This is a genomic window from Pseudomonas sp. CJQ_9, assembly GCF_043106615.1.
Taxonomy (GTDB): Bacteria; Pseudomonadota; Gammaproteobacteria; order Pseudomonadales; family Pseudomonadaceae; genus Aquipseudomonas; species Aquipseudomonas juntendi.
Genome location: NZ_JBICMS010000099.1, coordinates 148,044 through 165,406 on the forward strand (window position 1 = coordinate 148,044; position 17,363 = coordinate 165,406).

Annotated in this window: 20 protein-coding genes; 12 read left to right on the forward strand and 8 right to left on the reverse strand. The window is 62.2% G+C overall.

What is annotated here, in order from left to right; all coding sequences use genetic code 11:
• Window positions 1-33 precede the first annotated feature (33 nt).
• Complete coding sequence (locus ACF8SD_RS21595; RefSeq protein ID WP_392484513.1) at window positions 34-927, forward strand: LysR substrate-binding domain-containing protein; 894 nt, start codon at window positions 34-36, stop codon at window positions 925-927.
• 10 nt (window positions 928-937) lie between these two features.
• Here the strand turns inward: ACF8SD_RS21595 and ACF8SD_RS21600 are convergent, their stop codons facing one another.
• A complete protein-coding gene (locus ACF8SD_RS21600; protein WP_173888710.1) occupies window positions 938-1,807 on the reverse strand; it encodes a DMT family transporter in 870 nt (289 codons plus the stop codon).
• 122 nt (window positions 1,808-1,929) lie between these two features.
• On the opposite strand from ACF8SD_RS21600, the gene ACF8SD_RS21605 reads away from it, so the two are divergent.
• The 4 genes from ACF8SD_RS21605 to ACF8SD_RS21620 all read left to right on the forward strand — a co-directional run bounded on the left by ACF8SD_RS21605 (window position 1,930) and on the right by ACF8SD_RS21620 (window position 5,913).
• Window positions 1,930-3,312, forward strand: coding sequence for a PLP-dependent aminotransferase family protein (locus tag ACF8SD_RS21605; protein WP_173888712.1), 1,383 nt, complete (start codon window positions 1,930-1,932; stop codon window positions 3,310-3,312).
• Between the two features lie 159 nt (window positions 3,313-3,471).
• Window positions 3,472-4,683 (forward strand): chromate efflux transporter, encoded by a 1,212-nt coding sequence (gene chrA / locus ACF8SD_RS21610; protein WP_173888713.1) that lies wholly within the window; start codon window positions 3,472-3,474, stop codon window positions 4,681-4,683.
• Between the two features lie 124 nt (window positions 4,684-4,807).
• Window positions 4,808-5,383: a TetR/AcrR family transcriptional regulator gene (locus ACF8SD_RS21615; protein WP_392484514.1), complete on the forward strand. Its 576-nt coding sequence runs from the start codon at window positions 4,808-4,810 to the stop codon at window positions 5,381-5,383.
• A 53-nt stretch (window positions 5,384-5,436) separates the two neighbouring features.
• Window positions 5,437-5,913, forward strand: a complete 477-nt coding sequence (locus ACF8SD_RS21620) for a DUF1348 family protein (protein ID WP_392484515.1) — start codon at window positions 5,437-5,439, stop codon at window positions 5,911-5,913.
• A 99-nt stretch (window positions 5,914-6,012) separates the two neighbouring features.
• Here ACF8SD_RS21620 and cynR read toward each other — a convergent pair whose 3' ends face one another.
• The gene (cynR, locus tag ACF8SD_RS21625; protein WP_173888717.1) at window positions 6,013-6,900 is read right to left on the reverse strand and encodes a transcriptional regulator CynR; all 888 of its coding nucleotides are present in this window, start codon (window positions 6,898-6,900) and stop codon (window positions 6,013-6,015) included.
• Between the two features lie 110 nt (window positions 6,901-7,010).
• Between cynR and ACF8SD_RS21630 the strand changes: the two genes are divergently transcribed.
• The 3 genes from ACF8SD_RS21630 to ACF8SD_RS21640 all read left to right on the forward strand — a co-directional run bounded on the left by ACF8SD_RS21630 (window position 7,011) and on the right by ACF8SD_RS21640 (window position 8,544).
• Window positions 7,011-7,670, forward strand: coding sequence for a carbonic anhydrase (locus ACF8SD_RS21630; RefSeq protein WP_173888719.1), 660 nt, complete (start codon window positions 7,011-7,013; stop codon window positions 7,668-7,670).
• 35 nt (window positions 7,671-7,705) lie between these two features.
• Entirely contained in the window at window positions 7,706-8,176 is a 471-nt protein-coding gene (cynS, locus tag ACF8SD_RS21635) for a cyanase (protein ID WP_173888721.1), read from the forward strand.
• Between the two features lie 110 nt (window positions 8,177-8,286).
• Window positions 8,287-8,544 (forward strand): DUF2790 domain-containing protein, encoded by a 258-nt coding sequence (locus tag ACF8SD_RS21640; protein WP_173888723.1) that lies wholly within the window; start codon window positions 8,287-8,289, stop codon window positions 8,542-8,544.
• Window positions 8,545-8,554: 10 nt separating this feature from the next.
• Here ACF8SD_RS21640 and ACF8SD_RS21645 read toward each other — a convergent pair whose 3' ends face one another.
• Window positions 8,555-9,985, reverse strand: a complete 1,431-nt coding sequence (locus ACF8SD_RS21645) for a PLP-dependent aminotransferase family protein (protein ID WP_392484526.1) — start codon at window positions 9,983-9,985, stop codon at window positions 8,555-8,557.
• A gap of 94 nt (window positions 9,986-10,079) precedes the next feature.
• Between ACF8SD_RS21645 and ACF8SD_RS21650 the strand changes: the two genes are divergently transcribed.
• From ACF8SD_RS21650 to ACF8SD_RS21660, 3 genes are read left to right on the forward strand one after another with little or no spacing between them, the layout of a single operon-like run.
• Window positions 10,080-10,562 carry a GNAT family N-acetyltransferase gene (locus ACF8SD_RS21650; RefSeq protein WP_173888725.1) on the forward strand — a complete coding sequence of 161 codons (483 nt, stop codon included), beginning with the start codon at window positions 10,080-10,082 and terminating at the stop codon, window positions 10,560-10,562.
• Between the two features lie 31 nt (window positions 10,563-10,593).
• The gene (locus ACF8SD_RS21655; protein WP_392484516.1) at window positions 10,594-11,268 is read left to right on the forward strand and encodes an FMN-dependent NADH-azoreductase; all 675 of its coding nucleotides are present in this window, start codon (window positions 10,594-10,596) and stop codon (window positions 11,266-11,268) included.
• On the forward strand, window positions 11,265-11,714 hold the full coding sequence (locus ACF8SD_RS21660) for a carboxymuconolactone decarboxylase family protein (protein ID WP_110678311.1): 450 nt from the start codon (window positions 11,265-11,267) through the stop codon (window positions 11,712-11,714). The genes ACF8SD_RS21655 and ACF8SD_RS21660 overlap by 4 nt, the downstream gene beginning before the upstream one ends.
• A gap of 36 nt (window positions 11,715-11,750) precedes the next feature.
• On the opposite strand, the gene arsH is transcribed toward ACF8SD_RS21660, so the two are convergent.
• The 4 genes from arsH to ACF8SD_RS21680 are packed head-to-tail and all read right to left on the reverse strand — an operon-like array spanning window position 11,751 to window position 14,616.
• On the reverse strand, window positions 11,751-12,452 hold the full coding sequence (arsH, locus tag ACF8SD_RS21665; protein ID WP_125854409.1) for an arsenical resistance protein ArsH: 702 nt from the start codon (window positions 12,450-12,452) through the stop codon (window positions 11,751-11,753).
• Window positions 12,453-12,464: 12 nt separating this feature from the next.
• Window positions 12,465-12,935 (reverse strand): arsenate reductase ArsC, encoded by a 471-nt coding sequence (locus tag ACF8SD_RS21670; protein WP_392484517.1) that lies wholly within the window; start codon window positions 12,933-12,935, stop codon window positions 12,465-12,467.
• 28 nt (window positions 12,936-12,963) lie between these two features.
• Window positions 12,964-14,247 (reverse strand): arsenic transporter, encoded by a 1,284-nt coding sequence (locus ACF8SD_RS21675; RefSeq protein ID WP_173888745.1) that lies wholly within the window; start codon window positions 14,245-14,247, stop codon window positions 12,964-12,966.
• A 21-nt stretch (window positions 14,248-14,268) separates the two neighbouring features.
• Window positions 14,269-14,616 (reverse strand): metalloregulator ArsR/SmtB family transcription factor, encoded by a 348-nt coding sequence (locus ACF8SD_RS21680; RefSeq protein ID WP_173888746.1) that lies wholly within the window; start codon window positions 14,614-14,616, stop codon window positions 14,269-14,271.
• Window positions 14,617-14,769: 153 nt separating this feature from the next.
• Between ACF8SD_RS21680 and ACF8SD_RS21685 the strand changes: the two genes are divergently transcribed.
• Entirely contained in the window at window positions 14,770-15,903 is a 1,134-nt protein-coding gene (locus ACF8SD_RS21685) for an alanine--glyoxylate aminotransferase family protein (RefSeq protein WP_392484518.1), read from the forward strand.
• 35 nt (window positions 15,904-15,938) lie between these two features.
• Here the strand turns inward: ACF8SD_RS21685 and ACF8SD_RS21690 are convergent, their stop codons facing one another.
• Window positions 15,939-17,183, reverse strand: coding sequence for a DUF1835 domain-containing protein (locus ACF8SD_RS21690; protein ID WP_392484519.1), 1,245 nt, complete (start codon window positions 17,181-17,183; stop codon window positions 15,939-15,941).
• Between the last annotated feature and the right edge of the window lie 180 nt (window positions 17,184-17,363).

Consider the following 17,363-nt stretch of genomic DNA (forward strand, 5'->3'; position numbering starts at 1 on the left):
CCGCCCCCTTGATTCGGTAGCCATGCCACAGCCATGCCAGACGGTTTCCCAGCGTTGCCCTCGCTTAACGCGCTACGTGTTTTTGAAGTGGTCGCCCGCCACCTGAACTTTCGGCTGGCGGCCGAGGAGCTGGGCGTGACCCAGGCCGCTGTTGCGCAACAGGTACGCGGGCTGGAAGCGAGCCTTGGCCTGCGCCTGTTCGAGCGCCTGCCCCGCGGCCTGGCGCTGACCGATGCGGGCCTGGGCTACAGCGCCAGCATCCGCAACGCCCTGGCCATGATCGATGAGGCCACGCGCCTGCTCCGGCCACAGGCTGCCCACCTGACGGTCAGCGTCACCCCGACCTTTGCCTCGAAATGGCTGATACCCCGGCTCGGCGCGTTTGCCGAGCGCCACCCAGACATCGATTTGCGGGTGTTGGCGACCGATCGGTTGTCGCACTTCGGCACTGACAGCGTGGATGTTGCCGTGCGCTATGGCAACCCGGACGTCGGCGCGGGGCTGAACTGTGAGCGGTTGATGGAGCAGCGGATTGTCGCTGTAGCCAGCCCGGCCCTGTTCAAGGGAGGCCACGCGCCCACTAGCTTCGCGCAATTGCAAGCGTTCGTCATGCTGCACGACGCCCACGATTTCTGGCCCAGGTTCCTGGCCGAGTTGTTCCCCCAGCACGGTCAACCCAGCGCCCGGAATCTGCGCTTCAACCAGACCTCGCTGGCTATCGACGCCGCCATCAGCGGGCAGGGCATTGCCTTGGCCAGCCTGGCCTTTGTCAACGAGGACATCGCCGCTGGCAGGCTGAGCCAGGTGTTCGACCATGCGTTGCGGCTCGACAAGTCGTTCTACCTGGTATGGCCACGCAAGCTGCAGCAACCCAAAGCGCTTGGTACCGTGCTGCAATGGCTCAAGGACCAGGCCGGCCCTCGCTGAGCCGGTTCGGCTAGTGGGCGTATTTCCTTGCCCCGGCCACACACATCACCGCCCCCAGCGTGACCACCAGCATCATCCAGCTGACGTGTTCATGCAGCAACACGGCTGCCAGGCCAAGCCCCATGAAGGGCTGCAACAATTGCAGTTGGCCCACGGCCGCAATGCCACCCTGCACCAGGCCCCGGTACCAGAACACGAAGCCGATCAGCATGCTGAACAGGGACACGTAGCCGAAGCTGAACCATGCAGGGGCGCCTGCCCTGGCCAACACATCCGCGGTTGGCAGGTTGGTGATGGTCAGCAGCAGCATCAGCGGCAGCGCCACGATCAAGGCCCAGCTGATCACCTGCCAGCCCCCCAGCCTTCTTGAGAGGCGCGCGCCCTCGGCATAACCCAACCCGCAAACCAGCACCGCCGCCAACATCAGCAGGTCACCGCTTGCCGACGCTTCGGCGCCATTGAGCAATGCGTAGCCTGCGACCAACCCGGCACCTGCAAACGAGAACAGCCAGAACAACGGCCGCGGCCGCTCCCCGCCACGCAGTACCGCAAACCCGGCGGTGCACAGGGGTAAAAGCCCCACGAACACGATGGAATGGGCAGAACTGATGTGCTGCAGGGCCAATGCCGTCAGTAGCGGAAACCCGATCACCACGCCCAGTGCAGTCACGGCCAACGGCAGCAAGTCAGCGCGTTGCGGGCGAGGCTGCCGCAGCAAGATCAGTACGAGGGCACCCAGCAGGCCGGCGATGGACGCTCTGGCACAGGTCAGGAAAGTGGGCTCGAAAGCCGCCACAGCCACCCGTGTAGCCGGTAACGAGCCGGCAAAGATGGCGACGCCGATAAACCCGTTGATCCACCCGCTTGTTGCTTTTTCCATGGCCATACCCTTTGTTCATTCAGGCCCCAGTACAGCACCGACAGCACGAGGAAGGCCATGTACAATCCAGTACAGTTGAGCCGAACTGTTATGCCTATGAAACCAGTACAGTCGAGGGTGGGATGAGCCGGAACGGAACGCGGATTGATGCGGTGATGGGCGAAATCAAATCGCGGATAGCCTCGCGAACCTATACCCCTGGTGCCAGAATCCCTTCGGTGCGGGCCATGGCGCGGGCCCTGCAGGTGTCGGTGTCTACCGTGCTGGAAGCCTATGAACGATTGATGGCCGAGGGGCTGCTCAATTCTCGCCCGGGCTCTGGCTTTTACGTCGCCGGGCCGGTCGCGCCATTGGTGCTGACCGAACTGGCGCCCAGGCTCGACCGTGAAGTGGACCCGCTGTGGATCTCGCGCCAGTCCTTGGAAACTGCCAGCGACGCGATGAAACCTGGGTGTGGCTGGCTGCCTGCCGCCTGGATGTACGAGGCGGGCATGCGCAAGGCGTTGCGCACCCTGGCGCGTTCCGACACCGTGAAGCTCACCGACTACGCCTCACCGCTGGGGCATCCGCCGCTCAGGCAGTTCTTGTCGCGGCGTTTGGCGGGGACCGGGATCGAAGCCCCGGCAGACCACATCATGCTCACCGAGTCCGGCACCCACGCCATTGACTTGATTTGCCGCTTTCTGCTGCAGCCGGGTGACACGGTGCTGGTCGACGACCCGTGCTATTTCAATTTCCACGCCCTGCTCAAGGCGCACAGGGTGAACATCGTCAGTGTGCCTTACACGGCGGCAGGCCCGGACATCGAGGCGTTTGGTGCTGCCTTGCGTGAGCATGCGCCACGGCTGTACATCACCAATGCCGGCATTCACAACCCGACCGGCGCCAGCCTGTCGCCGGTCACGGCACACCGGTTGCTGAAGTTGGCCGACAGCTCGAGCCTGGTGATCGTGGAGGACGAGATTTTCGCGGATTTCGAGGCCACGCCGGCACCTCGCCTGGCGGCCTTCGACGGGCTTTCGCGGGTCATCCAGATCGGTAGCTTTTCCAAGACCATCTCCGCCTCCATTCGCTGCGGCTACATCGCTGCGCGTGGTGAATGGATCGAGAGCCTGGTCGATCTGAAGATTGCCACCACCTTCGGCGGTGGCCGCCTTGGTGCAGACATCATTTACCAGGCCATTACCGACAGTGGCTACCGCAAACACATGGAGGGTGTGCGCCAGCGCCTGGCCGAGGCAATGACCACAACGGTCGCCAGGCTGCGCGCCCTGGGCATAGAGCCTTGGATAACGCCCCAGGCAGGCATGTACGTGTGGTGCCAGTTGCCCCACGGTAAAGATGCCGCCACGCTGGCCAAGGCCTGCTTGAGTGAAGGCGTGGTGCTGGCCCCTGGCAATGCATTCAGCCAGGCTGGGGCTGCCGGTGATTTCCTGCGTTTCAACGTGGCCCAATGTGCAGATGACAGAATCTGGGAAGTGTTGGCGCAGGCGTTGAGCGGTTGAGAGGTCTAGTGCCCGGCGCCATCCCCGTTGCCCGGCAGGGCGGTGACCCGTAAGGTTCAGTGGCATCTGCTTCAGCAGGTGGCAATGCCAGGTTCATGCTGTGGCGTTCGGATTTTGGATTATCGTTTGGCGCAATCACCAGTCATGGATCAAACGAATATGAGCGATACCCCCCAGGCCAACCGTAGTTACTGGGCAGTTTTCTTGATTTTTTTGCGATTGGGCCTGACTTCGTTTGGCGGCCCCGTCGCACACTTGGCTTATTTCCGGGATGAATTCGTTGTGCGTCGACAGTGGCTAAGCGCGCGCAGTTATGCGGATTTGGTCGCCCTTTGCCAGTTTCTGCCCGGGCCTGCAAGCAGTCAGGTCGGCATCGCGCTTGGGCTGAGCCGCTTGGGCTATGGCGGTGCACTGGTTGCCTGGCTGGGCTTCACCCTACCGTCGGCGATTGCCTTGATCCTCTTCGCTCAAGGCCTGGCCTGCTATGGCGATGCGGTGCCCACTGGCGTGTTGCACGGTTTGAAGGTGGTGGCGGTGGCGGTAGTCGCACAGGCGGTATGGGGTATGGCGCGTAATGCGTGCACCGATACACCGCGCATGGCCATCATGGCGGCAGCGACCTGTTTCGTGCTGCTGCTGCCTTCGGCCTTAGGGCAAGTGGGCGTCATTGGCGTTGCCGCACTCATCGGTCTATTGCTGTTCAAGCCCCAGCCGGGGGCATGCCATGATTCACTGCCCATCAGCATTCGCCGTCGCGCAGGCTTATGTTGGCTGGCCTTGTTCTTGACCTTGCTGCTGGGGCTGCCGCTGCTGGCAACGTTATTCCCCGGCCAGATGCTGTCGATGCTGGACGCGTTCTACCGTTCCGGCTCGCTGGTCTTCGGTGGTGGGCATGTGGTGCTGCCGCTATTGGAGGCGCAAGTCGTGCCATCTGGGTGGGTCGACAAAGACGCATTCCTGGCTGGCTATGGCGCGGCTCAAGCCGTCCCAGGGCCGCTTTTCACCTTCGCAGCCTACCTCGGCGCCTCGATGAACCAGGCGCCCAGCGGCTGGCTGGGGGGCCTGATCTGCCTGGTGGCGATTTTCGCGCCTGCGTTTCTGCTGGTTGTGGGTGTTTTGCCGTTCTGGCAGCGGCTGCTGCGCAACAGCCGCACCCACGCGGCACTGCTGGGCATCAATGCGGCAGTGGTGGGGTTATTGCTTGCCGCCTTGTATCAGCCCGTATGGACGAGTGCGATTCGCGCCCCACATGACGTTGGCCTGGCCCTTGTGGCGCTGGTTGCCTTGATGTTCTGGAAATTGCCGCCGTGGCTGGTTGTACTCTGCAGCGGCGGCCTGGGCTGGCTGTTGGATATCGCCCTTACAGGCTAATTACTGATGGCTGCAATCGCGGGGTGGATTGCCCGGAGCGTTGCGTCACTGCCCCCGCAGCCCTGAAAACATAAATCACCAAAAGGTGCTTGACCGGAGAGAACGATCGTTCTACATTCGCCCCATGAGCAGACCAACGATAGATCACAGAGACCAGATCCTGGCCACCGCCGAGAAACTCATCTACGAAAACGGGATTCATGCCACGGGTATGGATTTACTGGTGAAAACTTCAGGCGTGTCGAGAAAGGGCATCTACAACCACTTCGCTACCAAAGATGATATTGCCGCTGCGGCCTTGGGGGCCCGCGACGTACGCTGGATGCAGTGGTTCAGGACTGAATGCGATAAAGCAGCCACGCCATACGCTCGCATACTGAACATGTTCACTGTGTTGAAAGGCTGGTTCGAGTCGGAGGGTTTTCGCGGTTGTGCATTCATCAACACGGCAGGCGAGGTCGGCGACCCTGAAGATCCCATTCGCCAGATCGCCAAGTTGCACAAGCAGAAACTCTTGGACTACACGCTTGAACTGGCTGAGCAATTGAATGTTCGGCAACCGCCGGTCTTGGCCCGGCAGTTGTTTGTCCTGATCGAAGGCGCTATCACCACGGCGCGTATCATGGGGGATTATCACGCTGCTGATGATGCCAAGGAAGTTGCGCAACTTTTGCTGAAAGAGTTTGCGCCTGACGTTTGAATGCCTGAAGTTGTAATCACACTTTGCTGCCCAACTCGACTGGAGTCATTACCATGTCCAATGCCCAAACTCGCCCGCCACTTCCACCTTTTACATGTGAAACAGCCATCGAGAAAGTTCGACTTGCTGAAGATGGCTGGAACAGCCGCGACGCGGAAAAAGTCTCGCACGCCTATACGCTGGATACCCAATGGCGTAACCGCGTTGAGTTCGCCACCAACCGCGAAGAAGCGAAAGGTTTCCTGACCCGCAAGTGGAAAAAAGAGCTGGATTATCGCCTGATCAAAGAGCTCTGGGCGTTTACCGATAACCGTATCGCCGTGCGTTACGCCTACGAGTGGCATGACGATTCCGGTAACTGGTTCCGCTCCTACGGTAATGAGAACTGGGAATTCGAAGCGGATGGCCTGATGCACCGTCGCTTCGCCTGCGTTAACGATATGCCTATCAAGGAAAGCGAGCGCAAGTTCCACTGGCCGTTGGGCCGCCGTCCGGATGACCACCCTGGGCTGAGCGAGCTCGGGCTGTAAGTGATCTTCCACCTGATCCTTCCACTTGAAGGGTCAGGTTTTTGTTCAAGTTTTTCCTTCCTGCCATACCGGGCTGCGCGCAGGCGATCAGGCCCGACCTCAGTCATCCAGATTGCGTGACACCTCCCTGGCCAGTTCAATGAAAGCGCGCACCGCCGCGCTCAGAAACGCGTCCCTGCGCCGCATCAGGACTGCTCGCCGCTGCAAGCGCTCCGGCTCCAGCGTGATGGCCACCAGGTCGTCGTGGGCTAAAGCTATTCTGGCAGGCAACAACGTCGACAGGTTGGTCCGGCGAACGATCTCGATCACTGCACCCAAAGCATTGGCTTCCATCTGGACCTTAGGGCGAATGCCATAGGTGCGGCAGTAGCGGTCGATTTGCTCGCGCGTGGCGAACGCTGTGCTGAGCAGTACCAACGACTCGGCGCTCAGGCCTTGCGAGGTGATGGAGCGTCGCCCGGCCAAGGGGTGCTTGCTGTTCATGACCAGCGCGAGCGTTTCGTTCAGCAAGGGGATGGCCTGGATATCCGGTGCATGGATTTCATCGAATGCGATCCCGACATCCAGCTCCCCCGCCAACAGCAGTTCCTCGATACGCTCCTGAGAGACCTCTTTGAGGGTGACGAAGATCTTGGGGTGCTTGCAGTGAAATGCTTCGATCAGCGGCCCGACCAGATAAGTGGTGAACGTCGGCGTTACGGCAACACGCAATGAGCCGCGGCTCAGGTCGCTGACATCATGTATCGCCCTCTTGGCCTCCTGCAGCTCCTGATAAGCACGGCGTGCATAAAGAAGATAGACATCCCCCGCATCCGTCAAACGCGTCGTGCGGCCGGACCGGTCAAACAACTGGGCTCCCAGGCTTTCCTCCAGTTGCCTGACTTGCTGGGAAAGGGCCGGCTGGGAGACATGCAGGGCCGCCGCAGCCTTGGTGAAACTGAGGTGTTCGGCAACGGCCAGGAAGTACTGAATATGGCGAGCGAGCATGCCTGGATCCATAAGGTAATCTGATCCACTGCATAATAAATGAGACTTTTACCTTATGCCATGCGCTGCTTAATCTTTGTCTCACACACAGCGACATTGAGACAGCAGCCATGAAAGCGATCATCGACGGTTTTCTGAAGTTTCAAAAGAACGCATTTCCTGAGCGGGTGAACCTGTTCAAGCACCTTGCCAACCAGCAAGCGCCAAAGGCGCTCTTCATTTCCTGCTCTGATAGCCGACTGGTGCCTGAGCTGGTCACCCAACGCGAGCCGGGCGATCTGTTTGTCATCCGTAACGCCGGCAACATCGTGCCGTCGTATGGGCCTGAGCCAGGTGGCGTTTCGGCCTCGGTCGAATACGCGGTGGCCGGGCTTGGCGTCGCAGACATCGTGATCTGCGGCCACTCCGACTGCGGCGCGATGACCGCCATCGCCACCTGCAAATGCCTCGATCACATGCCCGCCGTCGCCGGCTGGTTGCGCTACGCCGACTCGGCCAAGGTGGTTAACGAGGCCCGTCCTCACGCAGACGGGCCCAGCAAAGTCGCTTCCATGGTGCGCGAGAACGTTATCGCGCAGTTGGCCAATATCCAGACCCACCCATCCGTTCGCCTGGCGCTGGAAGAGGGCCGTGTCACCTTGCACGGCTGGGTCTATGACATCGAGACCGGGCGCATCGACGCCTTTGATGGCAATACCGGCACGTTCGTGTCGCTCGCGCAAAACCCTGAAGTCCACGCCATTTCCCACCACGGCAGGCATGTTGCCTGAACCACCAGCACCTTTACCTACCCAGGAGATTCACCATGATCCAGACTCAAGCCACCCGTACCGCTCGCCAGGAACTGACCGAGCTCATCATCCAGGCCAAGGCCCGCAAGGACCTGTCCTTCGCGCAGATCGTGGACGGTACCGGTCTGTCCGAAGCCTTTGTCACTGCTGCGCTGCTTGGCCAGCATCCGCTGCCTGAAAGCGCCGCCAAGGTCGTAGGCGAGAAGCTCGACCTTGATGCTGAACAGGTCGCACTGCTGCAATCGATGCCGATCCGCGGCAGCTTTTTCGACGGCGTGCCGAGCGACCCTACCATCTACCGCTTCTACGAAATGATGTCGGTGTATGGCACCACCCTCAAAGCGCTGGTGCACGAGAAGTTCGGCGACGGCATCATCAGCGCCATCAACTTCAAGCTGGACATCAAGAAGGTTGAAGATCCGGACGGTGGCCACCGAGCGGTAATCACCCTGGACGGCAAGTACCTGCCTACCAAGCCCTTCTGAACCAGCTTAGCCCGGGGCATCCCTGCGCCGGGTCAACCCCCGACATTCATGACAACTGAGCGTCGACTGGGCGCTCAGGCCTTGTTGCGCCTTCAGTACAGGTGATTACCATGAAACTTTTACACGTTCTGTTCCTGAGCAGCCTGGGCGCTGCTGCCATGGCCGATGACCAAGGCATTCGAACTGTACCGGCAACGGTCGAACCCTATCGCTACGCTCAGCACCTGGATATCGCGCACGTTGTGGCTGTTACGCCGGTGCCCAACGTGTGTGAGGTTGTGCCGATGCAGCTGACTTACGACGACTCCAATGGCCAGCGGCATATCATGGAGTACCGCATCATGGGCAATGGCTGTTCGAACAACTGACCCACAGCATCTAACCGAGGATCTCGCTGATCAATGCGCCGAGTTGCTCGCCCTGGGCAGCGCTGGCGCAATTGGTGAAGCTCAGCAGCAGCCCTGAACGGCGGGGAAGCGCCAGATGCCAGCGCGACAGGGCCTGTACCGCGATCCCCTTGGCCAGCAATTGCTCCGCCAGGAACGTGTCGCTTACCCTCTGCGGCAGGCGCAGCAGCAAATGCATGCCGCCTGGGGACCGCTCGACATGCCAACCTTTGGGCAAGCTCCGCTCCAGTGCGCCGAGGGTCAAGGCCCGGCGTTCGTTGTAGAGCCGGCGCATGCGTTGGATATGACGGGTGAAATGGCCCTCGGCAATGAACTGCGCCACCATGGCCTGGGTCATCGAGGGTGAACCGCCGGAAAACAGTGCGTGGGTGACCCGCTCGAACGCTGCAACCTGAGCCAGTGGCACCACCAGGTAGGCCAGGCGGATACCGGGGAACAGCATTTTGCTGAAGGTGCCCGCATACAGCACCCGCCCATTGCGATCCAGACTGGCAAGCGGCGGGAGCGGGCGGCTGACATAGCGGTACTCGCTGTCGTAGTCGTCCTCCACGATCCAGGCCCCGGTGCTGGCGGCCCAGTCCAGCAGTAGTTGCCGTCGCGGCAGCGACAAGGCAATGGACAGGGGGCTCTGATGGCCCGGTGTGACCATGGCGACCTGCGCCGCGCTGGCGTTGGCGATAGCCTGTTCGACGTTCATGCCCTCGGCATCCACTGCCACCCCCTCCAGTTCAAGCCCGAATTGGCGCAGTACCTGGCGCGTGACGGGATAACCCGGGTCTTCAACCCAGGCGCGCTCGCCGTTGCGCAACAACGTCTGCGCCACCAGCGACAGGCTGCTGCGCCAACCGCTGGTGATGAACACCTGCTGGGCCGTGCAAGCGATGCCCCGCGACATCTGCAGGTACGAGGCAATCGCGCTGCGCAGTGCTGGCAGCCCGAGGGGCGGCGGGTAGTCCAGGTCACCCGGCTGCATCCCGCGCAGGTAGCGAGCACCCAGGCGCGCCCAGATCTTGCGCGGGAAGGCATCCATCGCCGGCAAGCCCAGTTGAAATGGCAAAAGCTGTGGCGGGCGCCGCAGGGCGTCCGGGTCCTCGGGACCATCACTGGCCGGGGGCTGCGCTGTCGCCGCGGCTGCGGGCGGGCGCAGCTCAGGGTTGACCACGGTGCCTTTCTGCTTCAGGGCCAGCAGGTAGCCCTCACTGGTGAGCAACGAATAGGCAAGCTCGACGGTGCCACGTGCCACCCCCAGCTCCTTGGCCATGGCCCGCGCAGATGGCAAGCGGTCACCCGGCGCCAAGGTGCCTGCTGCTATCGCGGCGAGCACACGGTTGTAGAGTTGCCGGTAGAGCGGCGCGGCGGAGCGCTCATCGAGCTGTGCGAAGGTTCGGGAAGAAAACGTCATCATGGCCTAGTTCATATACCCTTTCTTGGCTCATTCAAATGGGTTGAACGTGGTTCATCATAGCCCCGTCACTCATCGAATGAGCTTTGCCACCATGACGTTCACCCCGACCCCTTCAGTACTGCGCGAGCCTGACCTGGCTGATTCGGGCCTGCGCCATCTGGACGGCGAGAATGACCTGCATCTCGCGTTCCCGGTCATGCAGCAACTGCGCCCGCATCTGGCTGGCGAGGCCGATTTCATCGGCCGCGTCCAGCGTATGCGCGCTGAAGGCTATCGGCTGCTCGGGGGCTTCGGCTCAGGCCAGCTTGTGGCGCTGGCAGGTTACCGCCTTCAGGAAAACCTGGTCTACGGGCGGTTCCTGTATGTGGACGACCTGGTCACCGCCGAAACGCAGCGTGGCCAGCAGTGGGGCGCACGATTGCTGGCTGCCTTGCAGCGGTTGGCCCAGGCCACGGGGTGTGCGCGCCTGGTGCTCGATACCGGGTTGGCCAACACCCGCGCGCAACACTTCTATTCCCGTGAAGGCCTGCACAACAGCGCCACGCGCTTCCAAAAACAGTTCGCTGCGCCTTGAGCGGCAGCACGTCTCTCATCGAGGTGACTTCATGACGTCGTCAGAGCAGCCCAGGGCGCCTTTGCGCATTCTTCGCCTGATCGCCAGCCCGAACGGTCAGGCATCAGAAAGCTTCAAACTGTCCCAGCACATTTTGCTCGGCTTGGCCGAGCAGGCTGGCAGGCGCGGTATACAGGTCACCGATTTCGACCTCAATGACCTGGCGCCCGTCGACGCCGGGTATGCCCAGGCCCTGGCCAACCCGGGAGGGCCTGAAGCCGTAGCGCAAGATGGCACATTGCACCGTTCCGACGAACTGATTGGCCAGTTGCAGGCCTGCGACCTGCTGCTGATTGCCACGCCAATGCATAACTACAGTGTGCCAGCACCGCTCAAGGCCTGGATCGATCACGTGGTACGGGTCGGCATCACGTTCCTGAGCACCGCGGCAGGCAAGGTGGGCACGGTGGTGGATCGGCCAGTGTATGTGGCCGTAGCCTCCGGGGGCTACATCAGCGGGCCGAATGCCCGCCAACCCGACTTTCTCCGGCCATACCTGTCCGCCGTGCTTGCCACGATTGGCCTCAAGCAGGTGAATTACTTCACCCTCGAGGGCACAGCCAGAGGGGCGGAGTTTCTGCAAGCGGCCAGGGCAACTGCACAGGCTGAAGTGCAGGCGTTCTTCGCCGCGTCTTCCAAGCCGCTATCACAGGGGCAACACGCATGAGTCGCCTGAACTGGTTTACCGCATCGCCTGGGGCCGCCAAGGCCCTCACCGGGCTCCATCAATTCGTGACAACGCAGACCGATCTACCGGCGCCCTTGATTCATCTGGTTTTTCTGCGGGTGTCTCAACTCAACGGCTGTGCGCACTGCATTGATCTGCATTCGCGTGATCTGCTCAAGACAGGCATGTCGGTGGATAAACTGCTGTTGGTGCCGGTCTGGCATGAAGCGCACTACCTGTTCTCGGCGCAGGAGCGCTCGGCCCTGGCCTGGGCAGAGGAAGTGACCCGGGTCAGTGAGACGCACGTATCGGACGAGGCCTACGCGGCCGCGTCGGCCGCGTTCACAGAAAAAGATTTGGTCGAGCTCACCGCGGCCATTGCCGCGATGAACGCTTTCAACCGCATGGGTGTCAGCTTCCGCTTGCGACCGGCCGCTAAAGCATGAGGGTTGGTGGCAGGGATAGTAGTATCGGCAAGGCGCTCAAAGCGCGCGCTGGTTCACCCGGGCAGCGAGTTGTTCCGCGCTTTCCTTGCGCTGCGAATAGCGGTCCACCAGGAATTCCTGGTGATCGCGCAGCAGCACCGTGAACTTCACCAGCTCCTCCATCACGTCCACCAACCGGTCGTAATAGGGCGAAGGCTTCATGCGCCCAGTGTCGTCGAACTCCAGGTACGCCTTGGGCACGGACGATTGGTTGGGTATGGTGAACATCCTCATCCAGCGGCCCAGCACGCGCAGTTGGTTGACCACGTTGAACGATTGCGAACCGCCACACACTTGCATCACGGCCAACGTCTTGCCTTGGCTGGGACGCAGGGCGCCGAGCGCCAGGGGTATCCAGTCGATCTGTGCCTTGAACACCGCAGACATCGCGCCATGACGCTCTGGTGAGCACCAGACCTGGCCTTCCGACCACTGCACCAGGTTCCGCAGTTCCTGGACCTTGGGGTGCTCGACGGGGGCATCGTCTGGCAGCGGCAAGCCTGACGGGTCGAACGTGCGGGTTTCGGCACCGAAGTGCTCAAGCAGCCGTGCGGCTTCCTCCACCAACAAGCGGCTGAAAGAGCGCTCGCGGGTCGACCCGTACAGCAGCAGGATGCGCGGCGCGTGCTGGCTGGCCGGCTTGGCTGCTGGGGGCGTATCGAACAGCGAAAGGTCAAGATTAGGTAGTTGCTCGTTCATGTGGCCTCCCGCTTAAAGCGCACCAATGTGATCCAGCGCTTGCTGGAGTTGTTCGCGTTGCAGCGTGTCGAAGGGCAGGGCGAAGAATGCCTGGCAACGGGCTGTTATGCGCGCCAGCGTGGCGTTGAAAGCCGCGTCGACGGCCGCTTCATCGCCCTCTACATCGGACGGATCCTCCAGCCCCCAGTGCGCCTTCAGTGCCGGGCCGAAGTACACCGGGCAGGCTTCGCCGGCGGCCTTGTCGCACACGGTGACCACGATGTCTGGCGGGCAACCCTCGAATGCCTCGTTACCCTTGCTGCTCAGGTCCTGGGTCGAAATGCCGGCCTGCTGCAGGGTGGTCAGGCTGCGAGGCAACACCTGGCCCTTGGGAAAACTGCCGGAACTGACGGCTTCAAAGCCGTCAGGCGCCAGGTGATTGAACACGGCCTCGGAAAGGATGCTGCGGCAGCTGTTGGCCGTGCACATGAACAGAACTCGCATGGGGGCTCCTCCGCTTGTTGGCGGACTATCAGAGGCTAAGGCGCAGTGCCAAAGCCGAAAGGGTGATCAACAGCACGGGCAGGGTCAGCAAAATGCCAACCTTGAAGTAATAACCCCAGGTTATACGCACGCCTTTGCGCGCCAGCACATGCAGCCAGAGCAGTGTCGCCAGGCTGCCGATAGGGGTGATTTTCGGGCCCAGGTCGCAGCCAATCACATTGGCGTAGATCATCGCCTCGCGCACCAGGCCTTGCGCTTCGCTGGCCTGGATCGACAACGCGCCGACCAGCACGCTGGGCATGTTGTTCATGACCGAAGACAGCAGGGCGGCGATCACGCCGGTGCCCAGGGTGGCACTCCACAGCCCTTGTTGCGCCAGGCGGTCGAGCAGTTGGGTGAGCATGTCGGTCAGGCCGGCATTTTTCAGCCCGTACACCACCAGGTACATGCCGAGCGAGAAAATCACCACCTGCCAAGGGGCCTCGCGCAGCACGCGGCGGGTCGCAATGCGCTGCCCGCGCGCGGCGACCGCGAACAGTATGGCGGCACACACGGCTGCCACTGCACTGATCGGAATGCCCAGTGGTTCGAGGGCGAACAGGCCCACCAGCAGCGCCAGCAACACCCACCCTCCGACCGTGAAGGTGGCGTGGTCTTGGATCGCCTCGCCGGGCGTTTTCAGCGCTGCAACGGTGTAGTGCTGCGGTATGTCACGGCGAAAGTACAGCGACAGTACCACCAGCGTCGCGGCGACGCTGGCCAGGTTCACCGGCACCATCACCGAAGCGTACTCGGCGAAACCCAACCCGAAGTAATCGGCCGAAACGATGTTCACCAGGTTGGAGACAACCAGCGGCAGGCTGGCGGTATCGGCGATAAAGCCGGCGGCCATGACGAAAGCCAGCGTGGCAGCTGGCGAGAAACGCAGCGCCAGCAGCATCGACATGACGATGGGGGTGAGGATCAGCGCCGCACCGTCGTTGGCGAACAATGCCGACACGGCAGCGCCGAGGAGTACGCAAAAGGCGAACAGGCGGTAGCCGCTGCCATTGGCCCAGCGCGCCACATGCAGGGCTGCCCATTCGAAAAAACCGGCTTCATCCAGCAGCAGGCTGATGATGATGACGGCGATGAACGTGAACGTGGCGTTCCAGACGATGCCCCAGACCGCCGGGATGTCGTGCAGCGACACGGCACCTGTGGCAAGGGCGATGACCGCGCCGAGCGCGGCGCTCCAGCCAACGCCAAGCCCTTTGGGCTGCCAGATGACCAGGGTAAGGGTGAAAACGAAGACTGCAATGGCGACCAGCATAGGGTTCTTTCTCGTTGTTGATCAGCAGCAGGCAGAGCCCCGAACAGGGCGGCCATCCATGTTCTGCAGGCGTTGGGTGTTGTGTGCCAACCATTGCTCGTTAGCCTGTAGCGTCGCCTGCAGAACCGCGGCGACCCAAGTGGGCAGGTCCGGGTTGAGGCGGTAATACACCCATTGCCCCTGGCGTCGGTCCAGCAACAGGCCACTGCTGCGTAGCTGGGCCAGGTGGCGGCTTATCTTCGGCTGGCTGTCGTTCAGCGCGCACATCAACTCGCAAACGCAAAGTTCACCCAGGCTGGCGATCAGCAGGGTGGCGCGAGCACGGGTTTCGTCGGCCAGGCATTTGAACACTTCAGGTGGGGTAATCATGGCAGCGTCTGTACATATGGAAATCCGAATATACGTATTTCCATATGTTTTGTCCAAGCGGCTTTGTGATCTGCCGCGCGGCCGCACCTTGTCATTTGCCGGGGCTTGAGGCAGGGTCGATGGCAATGACGTCTCTGCCAAAGGAGCCTGCCCATGTCAAAGCTTTATCCCAGTGTCGACCCCGAGGGTTTGATCGAGTACTCGGTGGTGTACACCGACCGCTCTCTCAACCATATGTCACAGGCATTTCAGGGCGTGATGAAGAACATCTCCGCCACCTTGAAACAGGTCTACAACGCCCAGGGCGTGGCTGTGGTGCCGGGCAGTGGCACGTTTGGCATGGAAGCGGTGGCGCGGCAGTTCGCCACTGGCCAGCAGTGCCTGATGATCCGCAACGGCTGGTTCAGTTATCGCTGGAGCCAGATTCTTGAGATGGGCAACATTCCGGCGGCTACCACGGTGCTGAAAGCCAGGCCGGTGGAAACCGGGCGCCAGGCGGCCTATGCGCCACCGCCGCTGGATGAAGTGCTGGCGGCGATTGCGGCGCACAAACCGCAGGTGGTCTTTGCCCCGCATGTCGAAACGTCATCCGGGATCATGCTGCCCGACGACTACCTGCGCGCGGTGGGCGAGGCCGTGCACGCAGTGGGCGGCTTGTTCGTGCTGGACTGCATCGCCTCCGGCGCGGTGTGGGTCGATATGCACACATGCGCCGTCGACCTGCTGCTCAGCGCGCCGCAGAAGGGCTGGAGTGCTTCCCCATGCTGCGCCCTGGTGATGTTCAGTGCCCTGGCCCTGCAACGCATCGAGCAGACACAGAGCAGCAGTTTTGCCTGCGACCTGAAAAAGTGGCTGCAGATCATGCAGGCCTATGAGCAGGGCGGGCATGCCTACCACGCGACCATGCCCAGCGATGCACTGGCACGGTTCAACGGCGTGATGAACGAGATGCGCGCCTACGGCTTCGACACACTGCGCGCCGAGCAACAGGCCCTCGGCAAGCGGGTGCGCGCCCTGTTGACCGGCAAAGGTATCAAGAGCGTGGCCGCCAGCGGTTTCCAGGCCCCGGGTGTAGTGGTGAGCTACACCGATGACGCCGGCATCAAGAACGGCAGCAAATTTGCCGACCACGGGCTGCAGATCGCCGCTGGGGTGCCGCTGCAGTGCGATGAGCCGGCAGATTTCCAGACCTTCCGCATTGGCCTGTTCGGGCTGGAAAAACTGCAGCATATCGAGCGCACCGTCAGCACGCTGGAGCAGGCGCTGGAGGAGGTGCTGGCGGAATAAGGGTTCCCGCCCACCCTTGCAGCCAAGCCGCTTCGCTATTGTCGTCGCCAGACCTCGCCTTGCTCGCTAACCACCCAAGGCTTGTCAGCCGCGTCGATGCACACCCCGCCTACCCAACGCCGGGCAGGGTGCTGGTCGAGCCAGTGGCGCTGGCCGGCCAGCACCTGTTCGGCGAGTGCGGTCAGCCGTAATGGCCGATGGGCCCAGGCGTCGCCCGGGCCTTCGCGCAGCAGCGGGTGGGGTGCATGGAGCAACGGCTGCAGCAGCGCATGGAACATCATGTCGCCCAGATAAGGGAGCGGCTCATCCTGCTGCATCAGTTGGGTAAACACGCGTCCGGCTGGCAGCTCCCCATGCGATGCCAGAGCGCGCAGCAGCAGGCGTTCGGTCAGGCTCAAGCCGTCGCTGGCACCAGGCAGTTCTTGCAGCTGGCGCGCCAGTGCCCGGCGCAACAGCGGCAAAGGCCGGTGCTGGCGGCCAGCGAGGGCGGCCCAGGCTTGGGGTTCAGCGGCGGTGTAGGCAGCCCAGGCTTGGCGCGCCAAGGTCAGTGCATCCTCACCCAGCGCGCGACGTTGTGGCCATAGCCAGGCCAGCAGATCCGGGGCCAGTTGGCCGATACCGATGAAGCGCTCTACGCCAGGGACCTGGTCGATTTCGATCAGCTCCAGGCGTCGCGGCAAACAGGGCAGGCTGGCGAGCACGCGGATCAGGAACAACTGGTCGTAAGCGTCGGCTTCGCACCACAGCACCAGCTGACTGTCGCCGTTCAAACCGGCCAATGCGGCCTGTTGTGCAGCCTGGCGCGGGGCGACAGCCTCGGCGCTGAGGTTGAACGCTTGCTGTATGTACGCGCCGCGCACCGGCCAGTACTGATCTTCCGGCAGGGCCGGCACCGGCCCCATCACCATGGGGTCGTCGAACATCTGGAAAGCGCCGGCAAACCCCGCAACCCGCAAGCTGTGGGCAATATCGTTACCGCAGCGCCAATGCTGCACAGCGGCTTCGTCATCGGCAGCGAAGCCAGGCTGGCGTGCGGCGAACGCCACGGCATCGGCATGCGCCTTGAGCTTGGGCCAGCTGGCGAAGCCGGCTTCGCGGGCCACCAGCCATTGGGTATCGGCAAGGCGATAATGGGGGCCAGGCAGGCCAAGGGTGCGCAACTGTTCCCGGGCGTCGTCGGCCTGGTGGTGCTTCAGGGCGTTGAGCAAACGCTTGGCGCGTTTGCGCAAAGCGGCAAGATCGAGCAGGCCATGGTGGCGGGATGCATGGATGGTGGGCATGCCAACTCCTTTGAGGCTCGGTCCGCCGACAAGCCTGGAGCTGGTATGGAAACAGGTTATCGCATGGCTCGGGCAACCCCTTTGCGCGGACCGCAGGCGCAGCCAGCGCCAGGGCCCGACTTTACCCGCATCGCGGCTTGGCTGGCAAACCCAGGCTTTCCCTGCCGAGCCCGCCAACGC